Source organism: Sinomonas soli (assembly GCF_054782415.1).
This window is the reverse complement of the sequence record NZ_BAAGSN010000015.1, coordinates 190,402-212,527: the sequence shown is the minus strand read 5'-3', so window position 1 is coordinate 212,527 and position 22,126 is coordinate 190,402. Positions and strand designations below refer to the sequence as shown.

Annotated in this window: 18 protein-coding genes and 1 pseudogene; 8 read left to right on the top strand and 11 right to left on the bottom strand. The window is 71.5% G+C overall.

What is annotated here, in order from left to right; all coding sequences use genetic code 11:
- Window positions 1-182 precede the first annotated feature (182 nt).
- Window positions 183-605 carry a DUF4913 domain-containing protein gene (locus ACYVKZ_RS14455; RefSeq protein WP_460992935.1) on the bottom strand — a complete coding sequence of 141 codons (423 nt, stop codon included), beginning with the start codon at window positions 603-605 and terminating at the stop codon, window positions 183-185.
- Window positions 598-1,594: pseudogene (locus ACYVKZ_RS14450) on the bottom strand (type IV secretory system conjugative DNA transfer family protein); the annotation flags it as partial. The gene ACYVKZ_RS14455 and the pseudogene ACYVKZ_RS14450, both read right to left, overlap by 8 nt.
- Window positions 1,595-1,615: 21 nt before the next feature.
- On the opposite strand from ACYVKZ_RS14450, the gene ACYVKZ_RS14445 reads away from it, so the two are divergent.
- The gene (locus ACYVKZ_RS14445) at window positions 1,616-2,554 is read left to right on the top strand and encodes a 5'-3' exonuclease (protein ID WP_460992934.1); all 939 of its coding nucleotides are present in this window, start codon (window positions 1,616-1,618) and stop codon (window positions 2,552-2,554) included.
- Between the two features lie 107 nt (window positions 2,555-2,661).
- Window positions 2,662-3,744: a YeiH family protein gene (locus ACYVKZ_RS14440; protein ID WP_460992933.1), complete on the top strand. Its 1,083-nt coding sequence runs from the start codon at window positions 2,662-2,664 to the stop codon at window positions 3,742-3,744.
- Between the two features lie 5 nt (window positions 3,745-3,749).
- Here the strand turns inward: ACYVKZ_RS14440 and ACYVKZ_RS14435 are convergent, their stop codons facing one another.
- From ACYVKZ_RS14435 to ACYVKZ_RS14425, 3 genes are all read right to left on the bottom strand, one after another.
- A complete protein-coding gene (locus ACYVKZ_RS14435) occupies window positions 3,750-4,475 on the bottom strand; it encodes an aspartate/glutamate racemase family protein (protein WP_460992932.1) in 726 nt (241 codons plus the stop codon).
- Window positions 4,476-4,588: 113 nt separating this feature from the next.
- Window positions 4,589-6,061, bottom strand: a complete 1,473-nt coding sequence (locus tag ACYVKZ_RS14430) for an NCS1 family nucleobase:cation symporter-1 (RefSeq protein WP_460993185.1) — start codon at window positions 6,059-6,061, stop codon at window positions 4,589-4,591.
- Between the two features lie 228 nt (window positions 6,062-6,289).
- Window positions 6,290-6,925 (bottom strand): nucleoside/nucleotide kinase family protein, encoded by a 636-nt coding sequence (locus ACYVKZ_RS14425; RefSeq protein WP_460992930.1) that lies wholly within the window; start codon window positions 6,923-6,925, stop codon window positions 6,290-6,292.
- Between the two features lie 113 nt (window positions 6,926-7,038).
- Between ACYVKZ_RS14425 and ACYVKZ_RS14420 the strand changes: the two genes are divergently transcribed.
- Window positions 7,039-7,167 carry a hypothetical protein gene (locus ACYVKZ_RS14420; RefSeq protein ID WP_460992929.1) on the top strand — a complete coding sequence of 43 codons (129 nt, stop codon included), beginning with the start codon at window positions 7,039-7,041 and terminating at the stop codon, window positions 7,165-7,167.
- Between the two features lie 3 nt (window positions 7,168-7,170).
- Here the strand turns inward: ACYVKZ_RS14420 and ACYVKZ_RS14415 are convergent, their stop codons facing one another.
- From ACYVKZ_RS14415 to ACYVKZ_RS14390, 6 genes are all read right to left on the bottom strand, one after another.
- Complete coding sequence (locus ACYVKZ_RS14415; RefSeq protein ID WP_460992928.1) at window positions 7,171-7,818, bottom strand: 4'-phosphopantetheinyl transferase family protein; 648 nt, start codon at window positions 7,816-7,818, stop codon at window positions 7,171-7,173.
- The gene (locus ACYVKZ_RS14410; protein ID WP_460992927.1) at window positions 7,818-11,951 is read right to left on the bottom strand and encodes a Pls/PosA family non-ribosomal peptide synthetase; all 4,134 of its coding nucleotides are present in this window, start codon (window positions 11,949-11,951) and stop codon (window positions 7,818-7,820) included. Before ACYVKZ_RS14410 ends, ACYVKZ_RS14415 begins: the two co-directional genes overlap by 1 nt.
- A 9-nt stretch (window positions 11,952-11,960) precedes the next feature.
- Window positions 11,961-13,340, bottom strand: coding sequence for an aspartate aminotransferase family protein (locus ACYVKZ_RS14405; RefSeq protein WP_460992926.1), 1,380 nt, complete (start codon window positions 13,338-13,340; stop codon window positions 11,961-11,963).
- A 65-nt stretch (window positions 13,341-13,405) separates the two neighbouring features.
- Entirely contained in the window at window positions 13,406-13,951 is a 546-nt protein-coding gene (locus tag ACYVKZ_RS14400; protein WP_460992925.1) for an aspartate kinase family protein, read from the bottom strand.
- A gap of 221 nt (window positions 13,952-14,172) precedes the next feature.
- Window positions 14,173-15,189, bottom strand: a complete 1,017-nt coding sequence (locus tag ACYVKZ_RS14395) for a homoserine dehydrogenase (protein WP_460992924.1) — start codon at window positions 15,187-15,189, stop codon at window positions 14,173-14,175.
- Window positions 15,186-15,971 carry a FadR/GntR family transcriptional regulator gene (locus ACYVKZ_RS14390; protein ID WP_460992923.1) on the bottom strand — a complete coding sequence of 262 codons (786 nt, stop codon included), beginning with the start codon at window positions 15,969-15,971 and terminating at the stop codon, window positions 15,186-15,188. Before ACYVKZ_RS14390 ends, ACYVKZ_RS14395 begins: the two co-directional genes overlap by 4 nt.
- Before the next feature lie 226 nt (window positions 15,972-16,197).
- Between ACYVKZ_RS14390 and ACYVKZ_RS14385 the strand changes: the two genes are divergently transcribed.
- From ACYVKZ_RS14385 to ACYVKZ_RS14365, 5 genes are all read left to right on the top strand, one after another.
- Window positions 16,198-17,592, top strand: a complete 1,395-nt coding sequence (locus ACYVKZ_RS14385) for an MFS transporter (RefSeq protein WP_460992922.1) — start codon at window positions 16,198-16,200, stop codon at window positions 17,590-17,592.
- 1 nt (window position 17,593) lies between these two features.
- Window positions 17,594-18,193 (top strand): gluconokinase, encoded by a 600-nt coding sequence (locus ACYVKZ_RS14380; RefSeq protein WP_460992921.1) that lies wholly within the window; start codon window positions 17,594-17,596, stop codon window positions 18,191-18,193.
- Window positions 18,194-18,290: 97 nt separating this feature from the next.
- Entirely contained in the window at window positions 18,291-19,487 is a 1,197-nt protein-coding gene (locus ACYVKZ_RS14375; protein ID WP_460993183.1) for an NAD(P)/FAD-dependent oxidoreductase, read from the top strand.
- Window positions 19,488-19,552: 65 nt separating this feature from the next.
- On the top strand, window positions 19,553-20,188 hold the full coding sequence (locus ACYVKZ_RS14370) for a class I SAM-dependent methyltransferase (protein WP_460992920.1): 636 nt from the start codon (window positions 19,553-19,555) through the stop codon (window positions 20,186-20,188).
- A gap of 84 nt (window positions 20,189-20,272) precedes the next feature.
- Window positions 20,273-22,102: a redoxin domain-containing protein gene (locus ACYVKZ_RS14365; RefSeq protein WP_460992919.1), complete on the top strand. Its 1,830-nt coding sequence runs from the start codon at window positions 20,273-20,275 to the stop codon at window positions 22,100-22,102.
- The last annotated feature ends 24 nt before the right edge of the window (window positions 22,103-22,126 follow it).

Sequence of the window (22,126 nt, the reverse complement as noted above, 5' to 3'; positions counted from 1 at the left end):
CCTTCACCTACGAAGCCCTTCCCATGCGTGCCAGCTTCGGCCATGGCTTCCCATCCAACCCCGCCGACGAGGCCCAGCACCTGGGGCGGACGCCGTGTGCATGCTTTCTTCCCGCCCGACAGTTCACTCTGGCGGACTGAGGACAGCGGGGCTGGGAATGCGTAGTCCGGGTGGAGAGTGTCCTAAACCAGTCCTGCCGGTGGTTCGTCGCAGGGCAGGGGTGTGAGTTTGGTGCGGTGGCCGTCGTCGGGGGTGCAGCCTTTGAAGGGCCCGTCTGCGGAGAGGAGGACGGGCATGTGGTGGTCTGCGTGGTCGCGCCACCAGACGCTCATGCCGGTGCTGCCGTCCAGACGCAGGAACTCCCAGGAGCACCAGAGGGCTTCGGGGCGGCTGATGGCTTCGGCGTGCTTCCACCACTGCGGGCACCAGGTGGTGCTGCCCTGGGTGTTGAGCTGGCGGCGGTAGGTCACGGCCAGCTTGTCGCGGACGAATTCGGCGACGTTGGGGTAGAACAGCGCGGGCGCGTCCGTACCCTCCCCGGCCGGCTCCGCGGCGATGGCCGTGTGCTCGGGCTCGTCGTCCCACTCTCCCAGGCCCTCACTCATCGGAGGCCCCTGCCGCTGTCCACCGATTGCCTGCGGGGGCCACGGGTCGGTTGGCGGGGTCATGGGCGGCGATGGATGCCCGGACGGCGTCGGCGTGGGGACCGTTCATCCAGGGCACGGTCTCGAGCAGGGCTGCGGGGGCGCCGGAGGCGAACATGACTGCTCTTCCTCTGGGGAGGGCGGCGAGGTCTGAGACGTCGAGCGTGCGTTCCTTGCGGTCGTGGTCGTGGCTGGTGGAGGTGCCATGTCTGGAGCTGGACCGTGTGGTGTTGGTGTAGCGGTACTCGCCGATGAGCTGGGCGAGCTCGTTCAGGAATTCGGCTTCGGCGACGCCGCCGCCGTAGACCTTGATGTTGGCTGCGGACCAGAGCTTGCGCATCCCGTCGCGTCCCCAGCCTTCTACGCCCTGGGACCAGGACTGGAGGATGGTCATCAGGACGATGCCGCGGGAGCCGTAGTGGCTGTAGAGGTTCGGCAGCTCTCGCCAGCGGCAGACGTTCGCGGCCTCGTCGAGGACGCCGACCATGGGGGTTGCGAGGCGGCCGCCGGGCGAGTGGACGGCGAGCTCTTCGGCGGCCTCCACCGTGGCGACGGTCAGGGCGGTGACGAGGGGGCCGGCGGTGCCCTTGCCCTCCTTGGAGAGGCTGTACAGGGTGCCTTTGGAGCGGACGAAGCGGGCGGGGTCGAACTGCGGCCGGCTGTCGTCGCTGCCTTGGGGGGTGACCCATTGGGCGACCTGGCGGTTGGTGAGGCAGGAGGCCATCTGCACCGCCGTCCCGTACACGCCGCCGCGCTGCTTCTCGGGGGGCGTTGACAACACCCCCGACGGCGTTGGCGGTCTGGGTGTACCCGTGGGCGCGGAGGATGTCGACGGCCGTATCGTCGGCCGGGCGGGTGAGCCAGCTGTGGACCTGGGTGATCGGGCGGGTGTCGAGTGCGGCGGCAAGGAGGTCCTGCTCGGCCGGGTCGAAGTAGGCGTCCCGGCCGGCGGAGCCGTGTCAGGATGGGCTATGACCGAGCGCCTGATGCTCCTCGACACCGCCTCGCTGTACTTCCGCGCCTTCCACGGCGTGCCCGAGACGATCAGGCGGGAGGACGGGACGCCGGTCAATGCCGTCCGCGGCCTGCTGGACATGATCGCCAGGCTCACCACCGAGTTCGGCGCGACCCACCTCGTCGCCTGCTGGGACGACGACTGGCGCCCGCGCTGGCGTGTCGACCTCATCCCCTCGTACAAGGCCCACCGGGTCGAGCGGCACGCCGCGGACGGCCCCGACGTCGAGACCGTCCCCGCCGGGCTCGTGGCGCAGGTCCCGCTCATCCGGCACGTGCTGGGCCTCGCCGGCATCGCCGTCGTCGGCGCCCCGGAGCACGAGGCGGACGACGTCATCGGCACCTACGCGGCGCGCGCCGGGGTGCCTGTGGACGTGGTGACCGGCGACCGCGACCTCTTCCAGGTGGTCGACGACGCCCGCCGCGTCCGGGTGGTCTACACCGCCCGCGGCATGAAGAACCTCGAGACCGTCACCGACGCCGTCGTGGTGGGCAAGTACAGCGTGCTGCCCGAGCAGTACGCCGACTACGCCGTGCTCCGCGGCGACGCCTCGGACGGGCTGCCCGGTGTGGCCGGCATCGGCGAGAAGTCCGCCGCGACCCTGCTGGGCCGCTTCGGCACGCTCGAGGGACTCCTCGAGGCTGCCCAGGACCCCGACAGCGGGCTCCCGGCCCCGATGCGGGCCAAGCTCGCCGCGGCCGCCGACTACCTCGAGGTGGCCCCCGCCGTGGTGAACGTGGTCCGCGACCTCGAGCTCCCCACGCTCGACGCCGCCGGGGCGCGGCTCCGAGCGGTGGACGGCGACCCGCGCCTCGAGCTCGAAGGGCTCGCCTCCGCGTGGAACCTCGGCGGCTCGGTCAAGCGCCTGCTCGCGGCGCTCGACCGGCACGGGTGAGAAGGCTGCAGAAGAGCGGGGACACCGCCGCCCATATCACCGGCGCATGGGTCCCATATCCGAAAGCGGGCTACCGGTCTCGCCCCGGGCGCGGGAGAGTCGATGGAATGAAGCCGACGCACGCACTCCCTGACGACGATACGGCCACCGCAGCCTCCGGCGGCAGGCCGCCGTCGCGGCGCGTCACACTCCTGCGGACCCTCCCCGGACTCGGCGTCGCGGTCGTGGTCGCGGCCGTCGCGAGCGTGCTGGGCCAGCTCGTCCCGGTCATCGGGGGCCCGGTGTTCGGCATCCTCCTGGGGCTGCTCGCGGCGGCGGCCATCCGGCCCCTGCGGGGCCAGCTGTGGACGGCCGGCTACCGCTCGGCCAGCACCCTCGTCCTGCAGAGCTCGATCGTGGTCCTCGGCACGGGGCTGTCCCTCCAGCAGGTGGCCCAGGTGGGGGCGGGCTCGCTGCCGGTGATGCTGGGGACGCTCGCCGTCGCGCTCGGGGGCGCGGCGCTCCTGGGCCGCGCGCTCCGGCTCGATGCGGACACCCGGACCCTCATCGGCGTGGGCACGGGGATCTGCGGCGCCTCCGCGATCGCCGCGACCACGGCGGTGATCAAGCCGAAGCAGGCGGACGTCGCCTACGCGATCGGCACCATCTTCACCTTCAACATCGCGGCTGTCCTCCTCTTCCCGGCGGTCGGCCACCTCCTCGGCCTCAGCCCCCACTCGTTCGGCCTGTGGAGCGGGACGGCGGTGAACGACACATCCTCGGTGGTGGCCGCGGCCGCGAGCTATGGGGGCGGCGCGGAGTCCTACGCTGTCGTGGTCAAGCTGACGCGCTCGCTCATGATCATCCCCATTGTCATGGTCCTCGCGGCCCTGCGTGCCCGGAGGGAGCGCACGGACGGGTCGGGCAGCGGTGCGCGCATTCCGTGGCGGCGCATGGTCCCGGCGTTCCTCGTGGGCTTCGTCCTCGCCGCAGGCCTGGACACCCTCGGCGTCATCCCCGCGGCCTGGCACCCCGTCCTCTCGGGACTCGCCGCCTTCCTCATCACGGTGGCCCTCGCCGGAATCGGCCTCAGCCTCCGCTTCGCCGAGATGCGCAAGGCGGGCCCGCGCCCGCTCCTGCTCGGGGGGATGCTGTGGGCCGCGGTGGCGCTGACGAGCCTGGGCCTGCAGGCGGCGACAGGGACCATCTGAGGCCCTCAGCGGGCCGAGAGCGGCCAGCCCGTCACGGACTTGGGCCGGGGCGCCGCGTAGGTGCGGACCTTCGAGGTGGTCAGCCCGAGCCGGACCAGGCCCTCCGCGACCGCCACCGCCGCCGCGACGCCGTCGACCACCGGTACCCCGCAGTGTTCGCGGATCTGGGCGTCGAGGCCGCTCATGCCGCCGCAGCCGAGCACGATCACCTCGGCCCTGTCGTCGTGGACGGCGGCCTCGGCCTGGGCGACGATCTCCTTGACCGCACGCTCGGGGTCCTCCTCGAGCTCGAGCACGCCCAGGCCCGAGGCGCGGACCGAGGCGCAGCGGGCGTCGAGCCCCGCGAGCTTGAGCCGGTCCTCGATCAGCGGCACGGCCCGGTCGAGGGTGGTGACCACGGAGTACTTGTGGCCGAGGTACATCGCCGTCGCGGCGGCCGCCTCGGTGATGTCCACGACCGGCACGTCGAGGAGCTCCTGGAGGCCCTCGCGGCCGTGCTCGCCGTACCCGGCCTGGACCACCGCATCGAACTCGCCCTCGTAGCGCGTCACGGCGTCCATGACGGCGACCGCGGCGAGGTAGGACTCGAAGTTGCCCTCGCACGAGTCGGCGCCGAACCGGGGCGTGATGCCCACGATCTCGGTGCCGGGCGAGGAGGCGGCGCGGGCTGCCGCGGTGATCGAGTCGGTCATGGACTGGGTCGTGTTGACGTTGGCGACGAGGATGCGCATCGGGGGTCCTTGGGGTGGTGCTGGCTGGGGAGGCGGGGCACGACGGCGGTGGGCAGGCTCTGGGGGCCGGCCCACCGCCGTCGTGCTCGTGGAGGCGGACGGACCGGGGAGTCTCAGTGGACGCTGGGGACGGCGATGGCCTCGCCGTCGACGTCCTCGAAGGCCTGCTTCCGGTCGGCCAGCGCGTAGAAGTTCACGGCCGCGATGCCCGCGCCGAAGAACCAGGAGAAGGAGCTCAGGGCGCCCAGGGCCGGGATGAACGCGATCGCGAGGGCCACCGCGGCGGCGGGCACGAGGGCGGCCACGGCCCGGGGGTTGACGCCTCTGCGGTAGTGGTAGACGCCGTCGGCGTCCTCGGAGTAGAGGGCGGGGACGGAGACCTTGCCGCGCCGGACGAGCCAGTAGTCGGCCATGATGACGCCGAACAGCGGGCCCAGCAGGGCACCGAGGCCCCCGAGGAAGTACACGATCACCACCGGGTTGTTGTACAGGTTCCAGGGCAGGATCAGCAGGCCGATGACCGCCGAGACGAAGGCCGCCCTGCGGAAGTTGAGCCGGCGGGGGAAGAGGTTGGTGAGCGCGTAGGTGGGTGCCACGAAGTTGGCCATGAGGTTCACGGCGACGGTCAGGACGAGCAGGGCCGTGCTGGCCGCGGCGAGGAGGAAGGTGTTCGGGATCGAGGCGACCACGTCCGATGGGCTCTCGATGAGGTGGCCGTCGATCTTGAACTGGGCGCCGGCGAGGACCACGCTGATGGCGCCGAAGAGGAGCATGTTGATCGGGATGCCCCAGAAGTTGCCCTTGACGATCGACTTCTTGGTCCGGGCCGAGCGCGTGAAGTCGCAGAAGTTGAGCACGAACGTGCCGTAGATCGAGACCCACAGGGCGCCGCCGCCGAGGATGTGCAGCCACATGTCGCCGCCCGAGAGGTCCTTGCCGGTGCTCCAGGCGATGGAGAAGCCGGCCTTGGCGAACATCCAGACCGCGAGCGCGAGCATGGTCGCGAGGATGATGGGGCCCGCGAAGGCCTCGTACTTGCGGATCATCTCCATGCCGTAGGAGACGATGACGACTTGGACGATCCACAGGAACACGAAGGCCATCCAGCCGAGCGGGGACAGGCCGAGGATGGAGCCGCCGTCGAGCGGCTTGAGGCCGGGGAAGACGGCGATCACGAGGACGCGCAGCACCACCGAGGCGAGGTACGTCTGGATGCCGAACCAGGCGACCGCCACCCCGCCGCGGGTGAGGGCGGCGATCTGGGCTCCGTGGATGCCGAACGCGATCCGGCTCATGACCGGGAACGGTACCCCGGTCTTCTGGCCCATGAACCCCGAGAGGTTCAGGAGGGCGAAGAGGAGGACTGCGCCGACGCCGAGGGCCGCGAGCACCTGCCAGCCGCCGAGGCCGAGGGCGAAGAGCCCGATCGCGAAGGCATAGTTGCCGAGGCTGTGGACGTCGTTGGCCCACAGGGTGAAGATGCTGTAGGCGGTCCAGCTGCGTCCCCTGCGCTGCGTGGGGGCGAGGTCGGTGTTGTAGAGCCGCGGGCTGAGGCCCGCCGGAAGGGTGGCGGTGGTGTGGCTCATGGGTGCCTCCGCTTCGCCTTCGATGTTCAGCTGCTGGACGGCGGTGTCCGGGATGCTGGTCATGGGGGGGAACTCTCTGGTCTGGGATGGGGGGTCTGCGCTCGAAGGGTGCGATCGCTTGTCCTCGACGGGATGTGATCCCGATCTCTTTGGTATACCAAAGATAGATCCCCGGAAGATGTTCCACAAGAGGGTTTTTTATTTTCGCATTGCGGAATTCTGGGAGAGTCAGTCCTCTTCGCGGACAACGACGTCCGCGCGGTGCCGGGCCGCCCTGACGAGGCGGGCGTTGGCCTCGTCCGAGGCGAGCACCCACTCCCGGGCCTGGTCGGGGTCCTTCCCGAACTCGATGTGACGGCGGATGAGCCGGTCCACGCGCACGGCGGGGTCTGCCTCGAGGTACCAGACCTCGCGCAGCCAGGCCCGGGCGGCGGCCCAGGAGGCGTCCTCGAGGAGGAGGTAGTTGCCCTCCGTGATGACGAGGCGCGCCTCCGGCGGGACCTCGATGGCGGCGGCGAGGGGCTGCTCGAGCCGGCGCTCGAACGCCGGCGCGTAGATCACCGAGCCCGCACCGACGGCGATCCTGCCGAGGAGGGCGGCGTAGCCGTCGGGGTCGAACGTCTCGGGTGCGCCCTTGCGATCGAGCAGTCCGAGCCGGGACAGCTGGACGTCGGCGAGGTGGAACCCGTCCATCGGCACGTGCGCTGCCCAGTCTTCGCCGTGTGAAGAGCGCAGCCTGTCGAGGAGCCGCTCGGCGAGCGTCGTCTTGCCGGCTCCGGGCTCGCCGCAGATGCCGAGGATGGCCCGTCCGCCGCCGTCCGGGACGAGGGCGGCGGCGCGGCGGGCGAGCGCGTCGAGGTTCACAGGCCGTTCGGCGCCGCGACGGGATCGGACTCGAACTGGTCCATGCGCCAACCCTAGCCTCCTCGACCGCGTGCCTCGCCCCAAACGGGCCCGCAGACCTCTACGGTCTTGGAGTGGCCACGGATGAGGAACTCGAGGGCCAGACGTCCATCGAGGAGGCGCTGGCGGACCTCGGCGAGCCCTGGACTGCGCCGACGGACGCGGACCCGGACTCTGAGTCGGGCGAGCCCACCCTCTTCTGAGCGCTAGGCCGGGACGACCACGGACGTGGCGACCAGCCCGTGCGCGGCCGTCCACCGCCCGGCGAAGCCCGTCAGCTCGACTCCTGCGACGATGGGCCCCGCCACGAGGAGCCGGGCGCGGAACCGGCCGCCCGGACGGAACTCGACGAGGACCTCCTCGAATCCCAGCCACCTCCCTGTCAGGGGATACCACGCCTTGTACACGGCCTCCTTCGCGCTGAACAGGAGCCTGTCTGCCGCCACGCCCCTCCAGGCACCCGGGGCCGTGGCCGCCCGCTCCCCCGCGCACGCAACGAGGTCCAGGACCCCGGCGGGCAGCGGCGCGTTCGGTTCGGCGTCGATGCCGAGGCTCGCAACCGCCCGGGCCGGGGCCACCGCCGCGGCCCCGTAGCGCGGGCAGTGGGTCATGCTCCCGACGATCCCGGCCGGCCACACCGGAGCGCCGTCGGCTCCCGGGACGAGGGGCGCCGGGGCCATGCCGAGCTCAGCGAGGGCCTCGCGGGCACACGCGCGCACGGCCGCGAAGTCGGCCCTCCGCACCGCCGTGCAGCCGGCCACCGCCGCGACCTCCTCGGCGAAGAGCACGACGCCGGCCCGGTCGCCGAAGCGTTCTTGGGCCCGGACCGCCGGTGGCAGGATGGCCCGGAGCATCAGGGCCGCAGCTTCTCCGCCGAGGGGGTCTGCAGCCCCGAGAGCAGCTGGGCAGGGAGCAGCTGGGCCGGATTGCCGCCGAACCTCGCGGCGGGCGGCACGTCCTCGCCCTTCATGACGAAGGAATCCGGCTCGACGACCGTCCCATCGCCGAGGCTCACGCCGTAGTGCACGAACGCCTTGACACCGAGCGTGCAGCCGGCGCCAATCACCGTCTCCGCGAGCTTGAAGGCCCCGTCTTCCATCGAATGGCACTGGATGACGCACCTCGCGTTGAGCATGCAGTCGTCGCCGATGGTCACGGTGGTCTTCTCAGGGATGCCGGCGCCGTCGTCGAACAGGCGGCGGCCCACGTTCAGGCCGCGCATCCTCCAGAGGAAGCCCTTGAACGGAGTGCCGTTCAGCAGCGCCGCGTAGGGATCGTTGCTGAGCTTCCAGAAGCGTTCGTGCCGCCAGAACGGGCGCTGGTAGATCGAGCAGAACTTCGGCACCAGTCGATGGAAGCCGCGCGCGGCGCATTCCATGACGGTGTAATAGCACGTGGTGAAGAGGAACAGGGCCAGGACGGCCCCGGTCGCCGTGAGGACCGCCTGGCCGGGGTCGATGGTCAGGGCGAAGGTGCCGATCAGCAGGGTCGCGAAGGTGAAGCCTTCCCGCGCCAGCAGGAAGAGCAGGATGGTCACGCCATTGTGCCGGTTCTTCGCCCTCAGCGCGGCCCTGAAGGCCGGGCCGCTCTTGAGCTCATCGAACACCGCGTCAGTCTGGACGCTCCGCGGGATCTCGAAGCTCGGCGAGCCGAGGAGGCCGACGTCCTCCCGGACGAGCCCGTCGAGCGGGACCATGGCCTTGGTGGCGACGAGGCAGTTATTCCCCGTCCTGGCATCCGGCGGGTACAGGATGCCGTTCCCCAGGAAGTTCCGCCTGCCGATGGACACCGGAGTGATCTGGAAGGAGCTGCTGGAGAACTGCGCGCTCATGATAGACAGCCCGTCCGCGACCATGGTGCCGCTCCCCACGGTGCAGGCAAAGGGGCTCTCGTGCTTGACCTCCATTCCGAAATTCGAGCCGGTCTGCACCAGCTCGGGCATCCTGTAGCCGATGAGCCGCAGGTAGTGCGGAATGAGCGAGCTGTCGCCGGTCAGCTGGATCAGGAATTTCAGATTGGTGAGGCGCGCGATGGTGCGGTGGAGCCCATAGTGGAACCCGTACAGCGGGTACACCTTTCCCGGCCTGAGCAGCAGGTTGAGTGCCCGCGGAATCACCGTGAGGCCCAGGAGGAGGACAACGATGAGTGCGCCGAGGACGGTAGCCGCGATGCCGGCGAGGCGCAGGTAGTACGCCGCATCCCCGGTGTCGACTCCGGCGGCGGCGACGACCAGGGGGACCAGCCCCGCGAAGGCGCTCGCCCCGAACGGGATCACCAGTAGCAGGGTGGCCAGGAGGTTCCAGACGCCGTAGAAGAATCTCCGGGGCGTGCCGCAGGAGGCGGGCGGCGCACCGCTGTAGTCAACCGCACACGGCTGGGCCGGGGACCCATGCCACGACTGGTGGTCGGGGATGGCCTGCCCGGCGTAGAGCGCAGAGGCGTGGCCGAGCTGGGCGTGGTCCCCGACGCGGGCGCCGACGTCCAGGACGGTCGCCTCGCCGATCACCGCGCCCTCCCCGACCGTGACCGCGCCCGTCTGGATCATCCCATCGAGTGCGCGGTAGCAGCTGAGGCTCGCGTCCTTGCGGACCACCGTCCCGGCCCCGACCCCCAGGAGGTCAGTGCACACCGGGACCTCGGTGGTGAAGACGGTAGCGCCGCGGCCAATCCGGGCTCCGAGCGCCCGAAGGTACAGAACGTACAGGGGCGAGCCCGCGAGCAGCCGCATCGGGCTGGTGCGGATGACCGCGCGGACCAGCCAGAACCGGAAGTAGCGCATCGACCAGACGGGGAACTCGGTGGCCCGCCACCGGCCGATGACCAGCCATTTCACCGCCACAGGCAGCAGGCACAGGCTGGCGTAGACCACCGACCCGAACAGCGTTGCGCGCAGCCACTCGTCCAGAGGGTCAGCAGCGGCACCCATGTACTGGAAGCCCGTGGCCATCGCGAAGCCGGCCAAGAAGGCCCCGAGGACATAGGTCAGCGCCTGGAGGGTCCCGCAGAGCACGTACTGGAACGTCGTGGCGCGCTCCGGCGTCGTCGGCGTCCCGGGGGCAACCGCTGCAGCGGCTGCCGGGGCCGCGGCGGAGGCTGGGACGGACGGCGTGGCGGCCGCGAGCGACCGGATCGTCGGGTGGAGGTAGATGTCCTTCATCGACACCGGCACGAGCCCGGGATCCTTCCGGACGATCGCGCAGAAGCGCGCCATGGTGATCGAGCTCGCGCCGAGGTCGGCGAAGAAGTCGGCCTCGACTGAGACCGTCGGCTCCCCGAGGGCCTCGGCGAGCCCGCGGGCGAGCTTCGCCTCCCGGTCCGTGGCCGGCGGCGCGGGCACATGCGCGGCGGCATCGTCCCGCCGGCCGGGCGGGGGCAGCCGCCGGCGGTCCACCTTGTCGCTGGGCAGCAGCGGGAAGGCGTCCAGCTCCTGCAGGAAGGCCGGCCGCATGTACGCGGGCAGGGTCCGCCGGAGGTGGTCGCGCACGACGACGCGTTCCACACTGGCGCCGTCGCGCCGCCTGCTGTAGTACGCCGCCAGCTCGACGACCCCGGGGCTCGGCTCGTGGGTGACGACAACGGCCTGGGCGACTCCGGGGACCTGGAGGATGACGGATTCGACCTCGGCGAGCTCGATCCGGTAGCCGTGGACCTTGACCTGGGAGTCGATCCGGCCGTGGTACTCGATCTCGCCGTCGGCGTTGATGCGACCCAGATCACCGGTGCGGTAGATCCGGTGGCTCGGATTGTCGGGGAGGTCCAGGAAGTCCGGAATGAAGGCCTTCTGGGTCAGGTCCGGGCGGTTGACGTAGCCGCGGGCGAGGCCGATCCCCGCAAGCCCGATCTCACCTAGCTCGCCGGCTCCCACGGTGCTGTTGCTCTCGACGTCGAGGATCACGGCCGCATAGGTCGGAAGAGGCGTCCCCAGAGTCGGCGCGCGGTGCGGATCCACCACGGACCAGGTGGCGGTGACAGTGGCCTCGGTGGGCCCGTAGACGTTGAGGAACCTGCGCTCGGGCCGGTGCCAGCGCTCCACGAGGTCCGGCGGGCACGCCTCTCCGGACACGAGCAGGAACCGCAGGCCCGGGACGTCGTCCTCGATGGTGGACAGGAGGGTGGGCACGCAGCACAGGGCCGTGACCGTGCGGCGCTGCAGGAACTCGGCCAGCTCGATCCCCACGAGGCTAGTGCTGCCGTCCTTGGGCACGAGCGTGGCGCCGCTCATCCAGGGCACCCAGATCTCCTCGACGGAGAAGTCGAAGGCCGTGGTCATGCCCTGGTAGACCCGGTCGTCCGCCCGGATCCCGTAGACGCCCGCGGCCACGCGGACAAAGTTGCAGATGCTGGCGTGCTCGACCGCGACCCCCTTGGGCCTGCCCGTCGAGCCGGAGGTGTAGATGATGTACGCCAGCTGGTCCTGCTCCGGGCCGCGCTCGTCGCCGCTGAGGCGCCGCGGCGACTCGGAGCCGATCGTCGCCTCCTCCTCGTCGAGGTACACGGCCCGGGCCGTCCCCTCCGGCACCACGTCGCGAAGGTGGGACTGCGAGAGCAGGGTGGTCACGCCGGCGTCGTCCATGATGTAGGAGATCCGCTCCGGCGGGAACGCGACGTCCAGCGGCACGTACGCGGCGTGCGCCTTGAGCACGGCCAGCATCGCCGCATAGGTGAACACGGGCTGGTCGAACAGCAGCGCCAGCCTGTCCCCCGCCCGCACGCCGCGGGCGCGGAGGCGGCGGGCGAGCCGGTTGGTCCAGGCGTCGAGCTCGTCGTAGGTGAGGGTGGGCCCTCCGGCGTCGACCGCCAGCCTGTCGCCGTGCCCCGCGTCCCGGAGGCGGTCGCAGGCCTCCTCGAAGAGGGTCTCGAGCCGCTCGCCCGGGCGCCACCGGATCCCGTCGTCGCCCGAGGCGGCGAGGAGGACGTTCCCGCTCGGGCGGCTGTCTCCTGAGCCGGCGCGGCCTGGTGCCTCCCGGATCGCGAGGTGCTTGGGCATGGTGGCCTCCTACGCGCCCGGCTGGGCCGCGACTTCCTCGTTGACCGCGTCGCGGAGGATCGCGCAGGCGGTGGCGACGACCTCCTGCGTGACGTTCAGCGGCGGCAGGAGGCGGACCACGCAGTCCTGCCGGCCGCCGCATTCGAGGATCAGCCCGTGCTGGAGGGCGGTGAGCTGGATGCGGCGGGCGAGGTCGCCGGCGGGCTCCCCGGAGACGGGGTCCGCCATCTCGATGCCCCACATCAGCCCGCGCCCGCGGACGTCGCGGACCCAGGGGCTGGCCGTGAGCGGTTCCAGCAGCGCGGCGATCTGCTCTCCGCGGGCGCGGACGTTGCCGAGGATGTTGTCCCGGCGCATGATCCGCACCGCGGCGGTTCCGGCGGCGAAGGCCAGCTGGTTTCCGCGGAAGGTCCCCGTGTGCGCGCCGGGCGCCCACACGTCGAGGGACTTCCTGTAGAAGATGATGGCCACGGGCAGCCCGATCCCGCTCAGGGCCTTCGAGGCCACGATGACGTCCGGCTCGAGGTCGTACTGCTCGAACGCGAACCAGGTCCCGGTGCGGCCGTAGCCTGCCTGCACCTCGTCGACGATGAGGGGCACCCCGAGCTCATGGGCCACGCGTCCCACGCGGCGCGCGAACTCGGGGGTGGCCGGGACCACGCCCCCCTCGCCCTGGACCAGCTCGAGGATCACGGCCGCGGGTCGGGGCACTCCCCCATTGCTGTCGTGGAGCGAGCGGTCGAGGTAGACGGCGCAGTTCGTGTCGCAGGTCTCGGGCGTCAGTCCGAGCGGGCAGCGGCTGCAGTAGCTGTAGGGGAAGAAGTGGACGCCCGGCATCTGGTTGCTGACTGGTTCCTTCTGCTCGAGGAGGCCGGTCACGGCCATGGCGCCGGCGGTGCTGCCGTGGAAGCCGCCCTGGAACGAGACGATGTCCCCGCGCCCGGTGGCCGTCTTGCACAGCTTGATGGCGGCCTCGACCGCGTTGGCGCCCGTCGGGCCGCAGAAGTGCACCCTCATGGAGTCGCGCAGGGATTCGGGGAGCGTGGACAGGGCAGCCTGCGTGAACTCCTCCTTGAGCGGTGTGGGGAAGTCCAGCCCGTGCGTCAGGCGTGCCAGCTGGTCCGTCACGGCGTCCGCGAGCTCCGGGTGGTTGTGGCCGAGCGAGAGCACGCCCGCACCGGCGAGGAAGTCGATGAAGACGTTCCCGTCGACGTCCCGGACAAAGGACCCGGAGGCCTCCTCGAGGGCGATCGGGAGGTGGCGGGGGTAGGTGCGCGCGGCCGACTCGACGTCGTCCTGGCGCGCCAGCATCCGCGCCGAGACCGGCCCGGGCAGCGGCCCGGCGACCCGAGGCCCGCGGAAGGTGTCCGAATCTGGGGTGACAGTCATGGACAGCGCCTCGTTTCTCTCATGGCGGCGGAAAGGCGGACTGTGATCGTGGGGGGACGGTGCGTTCAGGCCGTCCGGCGGCCGAGGTGGAGCCCCGCGTCGAGTGCGTCGATCGCCTCGGTGACCCTGGCGGCCGGTATCACGACCGCCAGGCAGAAGTCCGAGACCGAGATCGGGCCGGTCGGGATGCCGGCGGCCGAGAGGATGGCGACGAAGTCGGGCACGATGGTCGAGGCGGACCGCAGCCCGTTCCCCTTCAGCGAGAGCTTGGCGGCGTCGTCCCGGTAGCGCAGCCCGCTGAACCCGATGGACGTCCTCCGGCGGCGCAGGGCCTCCATGGCCCGGGGCCGGTCGCGCACGGGAGAGGTGAACATGATGTCCCGCATGCCGTCCCCGGGCATCGGGCCGCTCTCGGAGAACATGTCCACGCCCGTTCCGGCCTCGGCGAGGGCCAGCAGGACGGCCGCGACCCTGTCAGCACCGCCCGGGCTGCCCGCGACGGTGATCTCGGCGACCGGGCCGTCCACGCTCAGGCCGGAGATCTCGGCCTCCTCCGTGAACGGTCTGCGCCGGGGCGGCTCGGTCAGGAGCCCGCCCTCCGGCCCCGGCACGGGAGTCCTGCGGGTCCCGGAGTAGCTTCCGCGCGGTACCAGGAACAGTTTTGCGGCACGGAAAAGCGTCGATAACGTGACCATGTCGGGCCTCCTCACAGTGCGCCCTACCGGTCTGAGTTGTCCCCTCGCCTCAGTTGCTGCGGCTCTGCTACAAGAGTGGAAGCATTGCTCGGGCCGCTGGAGGGGAAAAGGTCCTGTCCCTTCCAGCGGCCCGGATGTTACTGCTGGGGCACATGGCGCGCGGCCAGGAGGTGCTCGAGGTCCTTGAGCGCGGCGGCTGCGGTGGCGCGGGGGTCCGAGGCGCCGCCGGTCACCGTCAGGGTGCCCATCTCCTCGGTCACCGCGCGGAGGCCCTTCATGCTCCCGCGCAGCTGGGCGAACGGGTGGCTCCCCCCGTAGAGGCGGAGCCCGACGCCGGCCCGGAGCCCGCCGCCGTCGTGCTCGGCGAAGCCGACGAGCCGCGGCGCCAGGCCCTCGGACGTCCACCGGGCGATGTCATCGGGAGTCACGGCCGCGATCCCCTCCCGCGGGAGGTCCTCGAGGCGCAGGCCCGCGTCGAGGACCGCGTTGGCGATGATGACCAGCTTGGCGGCCGTGTCCCAGCCGTCGACGTCGAAGCTGGGGTCCGGCTCGGCGATGCCCCGGGCCTGGGCGAGGACCACCGCCTCCGCCAGCCCGAGGCCGGCGGTGGCCATCTGGTCGAGGACAAAAGTGGTGGTGCCGGTCAGGACCGCTTCGAAGCCCTGGAGCGTGGCGCCGGCGAGGCTGTGCGCGAGGAGGTCCACGGTGGGCAGGGCCGAGGCGGCCGCGCCGCTGAAGCGCAGGCTTCCGCCGTGCTCGGCGGCCAGGCGCAGGAGCCCGCGGAGGTCGACGACGAGCGCGCCCTTGGACACCGCGATGGCGTCCAGGCCGCGCCCGAGGGCCCAGCGGAGGTAGCCCAGGGCCGGCCCGCCGGTGCCGTAGTCGCTGGGCCCGGCCTCGATCAGCACGTCGGGGCGGACGGCGTCCAGGAAGGCCTCGCCGGTGAGGCCGGCCACGAAGCCGCCGCGGTCGGCGAGCCGTTCGGGTGCGAGGCCCGCGGCATCGACGAGGCCCGCAGCCGAACCGCAGACCCCGGTGATCCGCACGTGGACGCCGTGGCGCGCACGGTAGGCCGCGGCGCGGGCCTGGAGCAGGCCTGCGACCTCGCGGCCTATCCGGCCGTAGCCCGTGAGCGCGACGTCGACGGTCCTCACGCCGGCGCGTCGCGGTGGGACGGCGCGCCGCCGGGAGCTGCGCCGCCGTCCGGCGCGTGGAGCTCGCTGAGCTCGGCCATGGTGCGTGTCATGATGGCGCGCATGGCGGCGTAGGCGGCGTCGGGGTCGGAGCGCTGGACCGCGGCGGCCACGGCCATGTGGAGCTGGAGCGCGTCCGGATGGGGGCGGGAGGGCATGAGGCCGAAGTGGGTGCGCCCGGCCAGGACCTCGGCAACGCTGGGGTGCAGCGCCGCGAACATCTCGTTGCCCGAGGCGGCGAGGATGAAGCGGTGGAACTCGGTGTCCACCCGCAGGAAGCGCTCGGCATCCTCGCTCTGGCCCGCGGCCCACAGCTCCCCCGCGAGCTCGAGGAGCTGCGCGGTCTCGCCCTCGCTCGCGCGGGTCGCGGCCAGGCGGGCGGCCTCGGGCTCGACGGCGCCGCGCAGCTCCGTGAGCGACCGGAGCTGGGCGAAGCGGCCCGCAGAGGCCAGGCGCCACTGGATCACCCGGGGGGCGAAGACGTTCCACTCGCTGGCGGGGAGGATCTGGATGCCCAGCCGCCGGCGTATGGCTACGAGGCCCATGGCGGCCAGGACGCGGAGCGCCTCGCGGACCACCGAGCGGGAGACGGCGTAGCGTTCCTCGAGCTCCTCGATCTGGATCACGCTGCCCTCGGCGAGGGCCCCCTCGGCGATCGCCGATCCGAGGCTCTCCACGAGCTTGGTGTGGAGCCCGCCCGGCTCGGAGGGTCCCGCCCGACGCGGCGAACCTGCCTGTGCCATGGCGCTCCTTCCACGTCGCGTTCCCTCCGTTGGGGACTCCCACATCATAGCTGTTGCACAGATCACCTCTTTAGATATGATCTAAACCTTGCCTCAATGGCAAAGAACAGATGTAAGAACCATCGGGAGTGACTATGGCGTCAGCTCATGCGGCCGCGCTGGCCAGTGCCGCGCACCGGGACTCCCAGCGAGGGAGACCATGATGGACCAAACGACAATCAGGCGGTTGTCCGACCAGGCAACCGACGTCCTGCTCAACAAGAACGGCACCTCCTCCAGCCGCCGCGGCGGCTGGATGATGATCGCCACGATCCTCATCGAGGCGTGGGACCTCTACGCGATCTCCTTCGTGCTCGTCTTCATCAGCGCGGAGTACCACCCCACGGTCGCGCAGCTCGGCCTCGTCACCGCCGGCGTGCAGGGCGGCGCGCTCGTGGGCGCCCTGCTAGGCGGCTACGTCGCAGACAGGCTGGGGCGCAAGCGGGTGTTCGTGCTCACGATGGTGCTGTTCATCGTGCTCGCGATCGCGCAGGGGTTCTCGCAGAACGTGTGGGACCTGATCATCCTGCGCATCCTCATCGGCATCCCGCTCGGGTCCGACATCTCCAACGGCTACGCCTACATCATGGAGTCGATGTCGAAGGGCTCCCGCGAGGTCATGGGCAGCCGGTGGCAGTTCATGTTCGGCCTCGGCGAGGTCTTCTCGATCGTGGTCATCACCGTCATGTACATGACCGGCATGGACCACGCGGTGCTGTGGCGCGTGGCCCTCGCGATCGGCGCAATCCCCGCGTTCATCCTGCTGCTGGCCCGGCTCGACCTGCCCGAGACCCCGCTCTCGCTCATCCAGCGGGGCAAGTTCACCAAGGCCAAGGAAGTCTCGCTGCGCCTCTTCGACGAGCCGCTGGACATGCTCCCGAACGAGGACGTCGAGATCGAGCGACCCAAGGTCGGGGACTTCCTGCGGGTCACGTGGGCCGACAGGACCCGGCGCCGGGCCACGATCTTCGGCTGGATCTCGAACGCCTGCCAGGGCGCGGAGTTCACGGCGTTCGGCTTCTACCTTCCCGTCATCCTCGTCAGCGCCGGCGTGGGCGTGGTGGGCGGGGGCGCCGCGGCCAACATCACGGGGACGAACTTCGTCACGGCCGGCATCTACGTCCTGGCCACGATCTCGGGGCTCGTGGCCCCGATCATGATCACCAAGATCGGCCACCGCGGCGTCTCGATGTGGGGCTTCGGCCTCGCCTTCGTCGGCCTCCTGATCGGTGCCGCCGCGCTGGGGGCGAACATCCAGTGGCTGATCGTCCTGGGCGCGTGCGTGCTCATGTGGGGCCACTACTGGGCCGCGTCGAACGGCATGACGGTCGTGTCCATGGTCGCGCCGGCGCGCTTCCGGGCCACCGCCTCGGGGTTCGGCTACGTGTTCGTGAAGGCGGCCTCGTTCTTCGGCGCGTTCGTCTTCCCGATCATGACCGCCTCCTGGGGCAAGGTCGGAGCCACGGTCGCGGTGTCCGTCCTCTCGCTGATCGGCCTCCTCTCCGCCAAGTTCATCCTGCCCGAGCTCTACGGCTACGTGGACCGGGAAGGGGCGCCCGAGGCCGCCGAGCTCAAGGCCTGACATGGAGCTCTCCCCCGAACCGGGCCTGTGGGTCGTGATGGGCGTCTCGGGCGCCGGCAAGACCACGGCAGGCCAGGCCCTGGCGGCACACCTCGGCGTCCCGTTCGGCGACGCGGACGATCTGCACCCCGCGGCGAACGTGGCGAAGATGCAGTCCGGGATCGCCTTGGACGACGCCGACCGCTCACCGTGGCTGGCCGCGGTCGGGGCGTGGCTGGCCGAGCGCAGGGGCGGAGCGGTGATGAGCTGCTCCGCCCTGCGCCGGGCCTACCGGGACTCCCTGCGCGAGCACGCGGGCCCCGTGAGGTTCCTGCACCTGGCCGGGGCCGCCGAGGTGGTCCGCGCCCGCGTCGAGGCCCGGGAAGGGCACTACATGCCGGCCTCGCTCGTGGAGAGCCAGTACGCGGCGCTCGAGCCCCTCGGGGACGAGGAGGACGGGATCACCGTGGGCTTCGACGAGCCGATCGGCGCGATCGTGGCGCGGGCAGCGGCCTCCGCCCCGCCGGCCGCCCCAGGGCGGGCGGAGGCCTGGCTCGGCGAGGAGGCCTTCCACCGCAGCCACCGCTCGGCGGTGCTGACCCTTGCCCGTCGATACCCCTAGGGGTATCGTGGGTGACATGGGTCTCTCCCAGTCCTCCGATCTGGAGGGCCTCGGAAGGGAGAGTGTCCCAGGGACCCTCAGGAAAGGCAGCACGGCGATGGGCATCCACCACAAGATTCTGATCATCGGCGGCGGCAACGCTGGGCTGAGCGTGGCGGCAAGGCTCCGCCGTGCCGGCCAGACCGACATCGGCGTGCTCGAGCCGAGCGACAGGCACTACTACCAGCCCCTATGGACCCTGGTCGGCGGAGGGCTCGCCCCCCAGGAGGAATCGGTGCGGGACCAGGCCTCGGTGATGCCGAAGGGTGTGGCCTGGATCCGGGACGCGGCGAACCACATCGACCCGGAGGGGAGAGTCGTCACGACAAGCGGCGGGACGCGCATCGGCTACGACTACCTCGTCGTCTCGCCCGGCATCCAGCTGGACTGGAACAAGGTCCCCGGCATGGCGGAGGCGATCGAGTCGCCTGCCGCCTCCAGCAATTTCCGCTACGACCTCGCCCCCAAGACCTGGGACCTCATCCGGGGGATGCGCTCGGGCACAGCCGTGTTCACCATGCCCTCCGGGCCGATCAAGTGCGCCGGCGCGCCGCAGAAGATCGCCTACCTCGCCGCCGACTACTGGCGCGAGCAGGGGGTGCTGGACGACATCCGCATCGTCATGGTGCTGCCGACGCCGGGGATGTTCGGCGTCAAGGTCTTCGCCGACGAGCTCGAGCGGGTCGTGGAGAAGTACGGCATCGAGGTCCGCACGAACAGCGAGATGACCGCCGTGCACCCCGACGCCCAAGAGGTCGTGATCACCGACCACGCCGCCGGCACCCAGGAAACGCTGCACTACGACATGCTGCACACCGTCCCTCCGCAGTCGGCCCCCGACTGGCTCAAGGCAACAGAGCTCGCCGACCCCAACAATCCGGCCGGGTACGTCGAGGTGGACAAGCACACCCTGCAGCACACCCGCTACCCCGAGGTGTTCGCCTTGGGCGACGCCGGCTCCACGCCGAACTCCAAGACGGGAGCCGCGATCCGCAAGCAGGCCCCCGTGCTGGTGCGCAACCTCCTGGCCGTGATGGAAGGCAGGGCTGCCGAGGCCCAGTACAGCGGCTACGGATCGTGCCCGCTCACCACGGCCCGCAACAGGATGCTGCTCGCAGAGTTCGACTACAGCTTGGAGCCGACGCCGAGCATCCCGCTGATCGACACGACTCACGAGCGCTGGGACATGTGGCTGCTCAAGCGCTACGCCCTTCCGTTCATGTACTGGAACCTCATCCTCCCCGGGAAGGCCTGACATACCCGTGCGGGTATCATGGCCATCGAGCCGCCCCCAAGGGGCGACGAGGAGGGAGGGCAGGCATGGAGGAGAGCAGGCGCAGAGCGGCCGCAGGACCGGCCGAGTGGGACAAGCGCTACGGCGGCGACACTCCCGTCTGGGGAGCCCAGCCCAATTCGTGGGTGGCCCAGGAGCTGAACGGTCTGCCACCCGGCCATGCCCTCGATCTCGGGGCCGGTGAGGGGCGGCACGCCCTGTGGCTGGCCAACCGAGGCTGGCACGTGGACGCCGTGGACTTCTCACCGGTGGGGCTGGACCGCGGTCGACGTTCGGCGGATGCGCTCGGCCTGACCGAGCGCATCCGCTGGCATGCCGAGGACGCCACGCGCTACGCCCCGGTACCCGGAAGCCTCGACCTGGTCATCGTGGCGTACCTCCAGCTGCCAGCCGAGGACCTCAGGGCCGCCCTGTCCTCTGCTGCCTCGGGCCTCCGCCCCGGCGGGCGGCTCCTGCTCGTCAGCCACGACGCCACCAACCCCGAACTCGGCACCGGAGGCCCTCAGGATCCGGCTGTGCTCCAGAGCCCCGAGCAGGTCGCGCACTGGCTGCGCGACGCCGGGCTCGTGGTCGCCTCCGCCGAGACCCGGCCCCGCCCGGTGCCCGGCGCCGCCCGGCCGGCCCTGGACTGCGTTGTCCTCGCCGAGGCCCCGCTGGGGTAAGGGCAGCGCCGACCAAGGGGTCAGCGCGTAGGGCTCCGGCTCTGGCCCCCAATCCGCCCCCGGCCCCCGCCCCGAACAGGAGGCATGGGCGAGAACATACTCATTGGCTTCCTCGGCGGTCTCATCACGGGCATCTCGCCCTGCATCCTCCCGGTCCTGCCAGTGATCTTCTTCTCCGGCGGCCTCGACAGCGCGCGGCGGGTGTCGCCGTCGTCCGTCGCGGTCCCGGCAGGCGCACGGGGCGACCTCGGCGCCCCACGGGGTGACCTCGGCGCCGCAGGGGGCGACCTCGGAGGAGGGGTGCGGCGGGCGTCCCGCTGGCGGCCGTTCCAGGTGATCGGCGGGCTCGTGCTGAGCTTCAGCCTCGTCACGCTGCTGGGCTCGCTCGCGCTCTCGGCGCTCGGGCTGCCGCAGGACGTGCTGCGCTGGGCCGGCATCGGGGTGCTCGCGGCGGTGGGGCTCGGGCTCATGGTCCCGCGCCTCGAGGAGTGGCTCGAGAAGCCGTTCTCGTGGATCCCGCAGCGCCGCGTCGACGCCCGCCGCGGCGGTTTCGGGCTGGGGCTCGCGCTCGGGGCGGTGTTCGTCCCGTGCGCGGGGCCGGTGCTCGCGGCCATCACCGTCTCGGGGGCCACCGGGCGCATCGGGCCGGAGACGGTGGCGCTCACCCTCGCGTTCGCGGTGGGGGTCTCGGTGCCGCTGCTCTTCTTCGCCCTCGCCGGCCGCGGCCTCGCGGAGCGGCTCAAGGCCTTCCGGCGGCGCCAGCGCGGCATCCGGCTCACCGCCGGGGTGCTCATGATCGCCCTCGCCGCCGGCCTCGCCCTCGACCTCCCCGCCACCCTCCAGCGCCTCATCCCCGACTACACCGCGTCCCTCCAGGACCAGCTGCGCCCCTCGGCGGGGACGCCCCTGGACCTCGGCGGCCTCGTCACCGACGAGAACCGCGCCCTGTCCAACTGCACCCAGGGCGCCACGTCCCTGCAGGACTGCGGCCCGGCCCCCGCCCTGCGGGGCGAGACCGCCTGGATCGGCTCGCCGCCCCTGGACCTGAAGAGCCTGCGCGGCAAGGTGGTGCTCATCGACTTCTGGGCCTACTCGTGCATCAACTGCCAGCGCTCCCTGCCGCACATCGTCCAGCTCAACGACGCCTACAGGGCCGCCGGGCTCGAGGTCATCGGCATCCACACTCCCGAGTACGCGTTCGAGCGCGAGCAGCGCAACGTCGAGGCCGGGGTGAAGGAGCACGGCATCGACTACCCCGTGGCGATGGACAACTCCTACGCGACCTGGACCGCGTACCGGAACCGCTTCTGGCCGGCCCAGTACCTCATCGACGCCAACGGCACGGTCCGGCACATCCAGCAGGGCGAGGGCGGCTACCAGACCACCGAGGCCCTCGTGCGGCAGCTGCTCTCCGACGCGCACCCCGGGATCGCGCTGCCCAAGCCTGTCGAGTCGGCCGGCACCGCCGTCGCCTCCGGGACCACGCCCGAGACCTTCCTGGGGGTGGCCAAGCAGACCGCCTACGCGGGCTCCGGCGCCTACCGGGCCGGCCCCGGCACCTTCTCCTTCCCCGCCAAGCAACGCCCGGACTCGTTCGCGCTCTCCGGGGCGTGGACGCTGGACTCGCAGCGGATCACCGCGGGCTCCGCTCACGACGCCGGGGCCTCGGCTGCCGCTGCCGGGCCGCCTTCCGCCACGCCTTCGGTGCGGCTCAACTTCCGTGCCCGTCAGGTCCAGGCCGTGGTGGGCGGCACGGGGAAGCTCACGGTCACGGGCCCCGACGGCGAGCGCACCGTCCAGGTGGACGGAACCCCGCGCTCCTACGTCCTCCTCGACGGGGACCAGCAGCGCTCCGGCACCCTCCAGGTCGAGGCGAGCCCCGGCGTCGAGCTCTACTCGTTCACGTTCGGGTAGGGGGGCCACCATCCCGGGGCGGTG